General features: G+C 51.0%; 1 protein-coding gene. It reads right to left on the bottom strand.

Going from position 1 to position 7,821, the window contains the following annotated elements; translation table 11 throughout:
- The coding region (locus tag AAC147_RS17635; protein ID WP_156115383.1) for a non-ribosomal peptide synthetase at window positions 1-7,821 on the bottom strand (7,821 nt) is incomplete at both ends.

Here is a 7,821-nt window from a genome sequence, read left to right as displayed (position 1 = left end):
CCGCGCCGGCTTTGAGGATACCCAACAGGCCGACGACCATATCCAGACTGCGTTCAACACAGATAGCAACGCGATCATCAGGCTGGACGCCCAGCGTAATCAAATGATGGGCTAACTGATTGGCGCGGCGGTTCAGTTCATCGTAGCGGAGGGATTGCCCTTCAAATACCACGGCGATGGCATCAGGGGTCAGGTCAGCCTGTTGCTCGAACAATTCATGGATCAAGGCTTCTTGTGGGAAGTCGGCCTGTGGGGCGTTGAAATCGACCAGTACCTGCTGGCGTTCGGCGGCAGGTAGGATCGGCAGACTCAATACAAATCGCTGGGGTTCATTAGCTAGAGCTTCAACCAGACCACTGACGGCTGTGATCAGGTAATTCGCCAGACGCGTAGGGTCGATTCCCGAGACACTTTGGGTTACCAGACTGAAGTCTTCTCCTAAGTCATCTACCGAAAGGGTCAATGGATAGTTTGTGCGTTCTTCTGCTGCCAGCATGCGCATGCCACTCCAGACTTGATCATCTGCCGCGCCTGAGTGGCTATGACGATAATTAAGTAGAGTGCTGAACAATGGCATCGGAGGTGTCACGCCACTACAACGCTGTGCCAGTGCCAGTGGTGCCTGCTCATGTTCAAGCAGTGTCGTCAAGTCATGATAGGTGGCTTGTACCACTTCCAGTACGCTGCGATCAGCAAGAGATACCCGGACTGGCAAGGTATTGATAAACATCCCCATCACCTGATCAGCACCGGAATAGCCTTGCAGACGACCGAGCAGTACAGAACCGAAGACGACATCATCACGACCGCTGGTCTGCGCCAGCACTTGCGCCCAAGCGACATGGAACAGCACACCTGGGCTCATGCCCAAGCGGCGTGCCTGACTGCGGATCGCCTGTGCCAGCGTGATATTCAGCTTCAAATAGGCTTCAGTCACACCTTCACCATCCCCCTGTACGTCAAGCTGACCAAAAGGCGCTGTTGGTGCATCAATATCGGCGAGACGGGTACGGAAATAGTCTTCATGTACTGACTCCGGCACGCTCAAAGTTTGGGCGATAAAATCGCGGTACGGCAATGCTACAGGCAGAGCTTTTGCTTGTCCCTGCAACAACAAGGTGATTTCGGAAACGATAAGTTCCAGTGTCATATGATCACTGACCAAATGATGGAAACTCAGTGCCAGTAACCATTCATAGCTAATTGGATCATGGGCGATATCAGCGGCGAACAGCGGTGCCCGATTCAGGTTGAGACGACGCTGCCGTGGATCTGTATAAGTATGTAACTGGGCCGGAACATTGTCCTCTGAAATAGGAACAAAGGTGTTTACTGGCAACGGTGCATGACGCCAAACGACCTGAACAGGCTGTGTTAGTCCCTGCCAACAGACGGCGGTACGCAAGATATCGTGGCGATCAATCACTTTTTGTAAAGCATTAAGGAAAGCATCAAGACGCTCGCGGGTATCGAAGGCTACCATACTACGTAATAAGTAGGTGTCCCCTTGCTCCTGCAATTGGTGATGGAACAGAATCCCTTCCTGCAATGGGGCAAGCGGATAGATATCTTGTACATTAGCAGCCCCGCCGGGAACGTTGTTGACAATAATATCGATTTCTGCCTGAGAAAGTGTCACCAGCGGTAGCAGCTCTGGGGTAATGGCGGTGCAATCTTCGCTAATGAGATTAGGTGGTACGTTAAAGGCAGATTTACCCTGATGCATTTGTATCATCTGAGCCATCTCAGCGAGCACAGGTGTGGAGAATACACTGCGAACATCAAGCAACCAGCCAGCGCTACGCAATCTTTCAATCAAGCTGACGGCCATTAATGAATGACCACCGAGTTCAAAAAAGTGATCATGACGGCTGACGCGTTCCAAGCCCAACAGATCGTGCCAGATCTGTGCCAATATGGTTTCCATCGTACCCACTGGCGCTTCATAGACACGCGTTGCCATAGCTAGTTGATCAGGAACGGGGAATGCTTGTCGGTCAAGTTTTCCGTTAGGCGTAAGTGGAAAGGTTTCTAACGTGACAAAAGCGCTAGGAAGCATATATTCGGCCAGATGTTGTGCAAGCTGCTGACGCAAGTCAGTCGGTACAAGTTCAAAATTGGGCTGAGGCCGGAGATAAGCGACCAGACGTTTGTCACCAGGGATATCCTCGCGGAGGATAACAACAGCTTCCCGTACACCCAAACATTGTGTAAGACGCGCCTCGATCTCACCCAGTTCAATACGGAAACCGCGCAGTTTGACCTGAAAATCGTTACGGCCTAGATATTCGATGTTGCCATCGGGCAGCCAGCGGCCGAGATCACCGGTTTTATACATTCGAGAGCCAGAGACTGATGAAAACGGATCAGGAATAAAGCGGTCTTTCGTGAATTCCGGACGATTCAGATAACCACGGGCTACACCCGCACCGCCGATATAAATTTCCCCCGCTACGCCAATCGGTACAGGTTGTCCTTGCGTGTCCAGAATATAGATCCGAGCATTGGCGATAGGATGGCCAATGGGAACATTAAACTGACTATGAGAAATAACCTGATAAACAGACGCCCATACTGTCGTTTCTGTCGGGCCATATTCGTTATAGAGCGCAATAGGTAACTCTAATTGTTCAATTCGAGCATGAAGTTCAGGTAAGCAGCGTTCACCAGCGACAATGAGAGTCTGGAGAGAGGCCATATCATCTTTAGTCGCAAGTTGCAACAGGTTCAGCGCCAAGGAAGGCACACATAATAAGCAACTGATGTCATTTCGGCGTAGAGCCTGCAAAATAGTTGCAGGATCAACGGCATTCATTTGTTCTGGCAGGCACAAACATCCTCCGCGAGTAAGCGTACTGAAGATGCTGGCAAGGGAACTGTCAAATGCGATTGAAGACAAAAGCAAAAGCCGTTCAAGATGTTGATACGTCAAGTGTCGGGCATAGGTAGAGGCAACAATATTTCTGTGTTCGACCATCACTCCTTTAGGCTGGCCGGTGGAGCCAGATGTGTAGATGATATACGCCAAATGGTGTGGCGTTACCCCCAGTGTTTGAGCATCGGGATTATTCTCTGCGTAGATACTGAAAACGGAAGTATCGAGAAGCACAGTAGGCAGGCTACTGTTCAGAGTCTGACTCAGCGCTGACTGGGTGAGAAGGGCTACAGGTTCAGCATCTTCAAGCATATAGGCCAGTCGTTCGGCCGGATAGGCTGGATCAAGTGGCACATAAGCACCACCCGCTTTAAGAATAGCCAGCAGCCCCACGACCATCTCCAGACTACGTTCAACACAGATAGCCACCCGATCGTCGGGCTGAACTCCCAGTGTCAGCAAGTAATGAGCCAGACGATTGGCGCGATGATTCAGTTCACAGTAACTCAGCGATAGCCCTTCAAACACCACAGCAGTGGCATCAGGGGTAAGCTCAGCCTGCTGTTCAAATAGTTCATGGATCAAAATATTCCGTGGGAAATCAGTCTCGGTGTCAGTGAAATCCACCAGTAACTGCTGACGTTCTTGTGCAGGCAGGATAGGCAGGCTCAGAACAGAGCGCTGGGGATCTGTTGCCAGAGAATTCACCAGTCCATCAATAGCTGTCATCAGATAGGCGGATACTCGGGTGGGATCAATTCCTGCGATGGCCTGAACTGTCAGATTGAAACCTTCACCCAGATCATCCACGGAGAGACTCAGTGGATAGTTGGTACGATCTTCGGTAGTCAGCACGCGGATACCGTTCCAGATTGTATCAGTTGTACTTGTTTGACTATGACGGTAATTGAGCAGTGCACTAAACAGCGGCATTGGTGGTGCCACATTACTACAGCGCTGCGCCAGCGTCAGAGGTGCTTGCTCATGTTCCAGCAGTGTTATTAGATCATGGTAGGTATCCTGCACCACTTCCAGCACACTACGATTGGCAAGAGATATTCTTAACGGCAGTGTATTGATAAACATCCCCATGACCCGATCGGCACCGACAGAACCTTGTAGACGGCCCAGTAACACGGAACCGAAAACCACATCGTCACGACCGCTGGTTTGTGCCAGTACCTGAGCCCAGGCGACATGGAACAGTACCCCAGGACTGATACCCAGACGGTGGGCCTGGCTACGGATCGCCTGTGCTAACGTGGGACTCAGAGGTAAGCTGGCTTCGGCAATATCCTCTCCATCATCCTGTATATTGAGCAACCCGAAGGGAGCCGTTGGCGCATCAACATCAGCAAGCTGAGCGCGGAAATAATCCTCATGCACCGAGGCTGGGACGCTTAGAGTTTGGGCGATGAAGTTACGGTACGGCAGTGAATTGGGGAGCGCTTCAGTGCGGCCCTGTAATAACAACTGAATTTCATCAACGATAAGCGCCAACGTCATGTGATCGCCAATCAGATGGTGAAAACTCAGCGCTAACAACCACTCGTGGCTGGCCGGATCATAAGCAATGTCTGCGGCAAACAGTGGTGCCAAACTAAGATCAAGCCGGCGTTGACGTGGATTAGTGTAGGCCTGCAATTGTGCCAATACATTGTCCTCTGAGGCTGGCACAAAGGGAGTTACTGATAGTGTCGCTTGCTTCCAGACTACCTGAACAGGTTGGGACAGTCCTTGCCAGTAAGCGGCAGTGCGCAAGATATCATGGCGATCAATAACTTGTTGCAGAGCGTTAAGGAAAGCGTCGAGACGTTCACGCGTATCGAAAGCCATCAAACTGCATAACAGGTATGTATCACCTTGTTCCTGCATCCGATGGTGGAACAGAATGCCTTCCTGTAACGGTGCAAGTGGATAGATATCCTGCACATTGGCGGCACCGCCAACCACGGTCTCAACAACAAGATCTATTTCCGACTGAGACAAGGTTACCAGTGGCAGCATATCGGGGGTAATAGCAGTACAGCTTTCAGGAATCCGGTTAGGTGGCACAATAAAGGTTGATTCATCCTGAGTAGCCCGAATAGTTTTAGCCATATCGGAGAGTACCGGTGCTGAAAAGACACTGCGCACATCAAGCAACCAACCCGCACTGCGTAACTGTTCAATCAGACTGACAGCCATCAATGAATGACCACCAAGTTCGAAGAAGTGGTCATAACGACCAATACGCTCCAGCCCCAGCAGATCTTGCCAGATCTGCACCAGCGTGGTTTCCAGCTCACCAACGGGGGCTTCATAGCCACGTGTGACTACCGCTGACTGATCAGGAACCGGTAATGCCTGACGGTCAAGTTTGCCGTTAGGGGTCAGCGGGAACGTTTCCAACATCACAAAAGCACTGGGCAGCATATAATCTGCCAGATGTTGTGCCAATTCCTGACGCAAGTCAGCCGGCACCAGTTTAATATCAGGCTGAGTCCGAAGGTAGGCTACCAGACGTTTGTCGCCGGGGGTATCCTCGCGGGCGATAACAACGGCCTCATCTATTTCTGGGCACTGAACCAGACGCGCTTCAATTTCCCCCAGTTCGATACGGAAACCGCGCAGCTTAACCTGAAAATCGTTGCGATCGAGGTATTCGATATTACCGTCCGGTAACCAGCGACCGAGATCACCGGTTTTATAAAGGCGGGCATTTGGTACTGTTGAGAAGGGGTCAGGAATAAAGCGCTCCGCTGTGAGTTCAGGGCGGTTGAGATAACCACGAGCCACGCCAACACCGCCGATATGGATCTCCCCAGCCACACCGAGAGGGACTGGCTGGCCTTGCGTATCCAGAATATAAATTTGAGTATTAGCAATAGGTTGGCCGATAGGCGGCACTTTCTCATCTTGGGCATTGCACAGATAAAGCGTTGCACAGACCGTACTCTCCGTTGGACCATAGGCATTGAACATCCGTCGTCCTGTTGCCAACCGCTTGATCAGCGCTGGTGAACAAACCTCACCGCCTACAACCAAAGTTCGTAGTGTTGTCGGCACTGAATCCAATGCAGCCAATGCTGTCGGCGTCAACAGCATGTGGGTAATGGCATTTTCCTTCAGGGTATGGAACAGTTCAGCACCCGGTAAGAGGTGAGTACGCGGGGCGAGATAGAGACAAGCACCTGTCAGGAGTGCCATACAGCATTCCTGCATACAAACATCGAAGCTGAAAGAAGCAAGCTGCAATAGACGGCTATTGGCAGTAATGTCGAGAGTTCTTGTCTGAGAATCAATCAGATTACATAAGCTACGGTGCTCAACCATCACGCCTTTGGGTTGTCCCGTGGAACCAGAAGTATAAATCACATAGGCTAAATGGCGTGAGGTTAGCCCCAGTGTCTGAACATTAAGGTTTTCTTCTGATTCTTTATCAAAGGCAGTTGATTCCTGGGAAACAGATAGTCCTTGAGCATCAAGCACCACAGTAGGCAGATTGCTGTCAAGTATTTCAACGAGTGCGGATTGGGTGAGCAGAGCAACCGGTGCCACATCATCGAGCATATAGGCCAGTCGTTCGGTCGGATAAGCCGGATCGAGTGGAACATAAGCACCACCCGCTTTAAGAATAGCCAACAACCCTACGACCATCTCCAGACTACGTTCAACACAAATGGCGACCCGATCATCAGGTTGGATCCCCAAAGCAAGCAAATAATGTGCCAGACGATTGGCACGACAGTTCAGTTCATTGTAGGTAAGCGACAGCCCTTCAAACACCACAGCCGTAGCATCAGGAGTACGATTAACCTGTTGCTCAAACAGTTCATGGATAAGTACCTCCTGCGGGAAGTCTGTTTGTGTCGCATTGAAATCTACCAATAACTGTTGACGTTCTGTGGCAGGCAATATTGGCAGGCTCAATATCGGCCGCTGGGGTTCAGTTGCCAACGCATCCACCAGTCCGCTAATAGCAGTGATCAAATAGTTGACCAACCGTAAAGGATCAACACCCGCAACGGTCTGGGCGAGCAAACTAAAGTCTTCCCCTAAATCATCTACCGATAGGGTTAACGGATAGTTGGTACGTATTTTTTCGTTCAATATGCGCATACCATCCCAGACCTTATCAACCGTACCTGGCTGGCTATGGCGGTAGTTGAGCAGGGCGCTGAATAGCGGCAGCGGCGGATTTACGCCACTACAGCGTTGCGCCAGTGTCAGGGGGGCCTGTTCATGCTCCAGTAGTGCCATCAGATCGTTATAAGTAGCTTGCACGGCTTCCAGTACACTACAGTCAGCAAGCGTGATCCGCACTGGCAGCGTATTGATAAACATGCCCATCACCTGATCGGCTCCGGCCGAGCCTTGCAGACGACCGAGTAGCACAGTACCAAAGACCACATCATCGCAGCCGCTGGTTTGGGCCAACATCTGAGCCCAGGCAACATGGAACAGTACACCGGGGTTGATACCCAGACGGCGAGCCTGAGTACGTATCGCCTGTGTCAGAGTGGTATCCAGCAGTAAACGGGCTTCGGTAACATCTTCACCATCCCCCTGTATATTAAGCAGACCAAAGGGTGCAGTTGGGACATCAAAATCAGCGAGTCGCGTGCGGAAATAACTCTCGTGTACTGAGGCTGGCACGCTCAGGACTTGAGCAATAAAGTTACGATAAGGCAGAGGGATCGGCAGGGTTTCTGCCTGCTCCTGTAATAACTGGATAATTTCGGCAATGATAAGCCCTAATGTCATATGGTCACAAACCAGATGATGTAAACTCAGGGCCAGCAGCCATTCATTGTTGGCTGAATCATGAGCAATCTCGGCAGCACATAATGGCGCCTGAGTCAGATCGATCTGACGTTGACGCGGATCGGTGTGGGCCTGCAATTGAGCCGACACATTGTCTGCAAACGTATTGTCTGCGGAGGCTGGCACAAAAGTTGTTACAG

It is taken from the genome of Xenorhabdus sp. NBAII XenSa04 (genome assembly GCF_963866145.1).
Classification (GTDB): domain Bacteria; phylum Pseudomonadota; class Gammaproteobacteria; order Enterobacterales; family Enterobacteriaceae; genus Xenorhabdus; species Xenorhabdus indica.
Note: the sequence above shows the minus strand (reverse complement) of the source record. Positions and strands in the feature narration are given on the sequence as shown.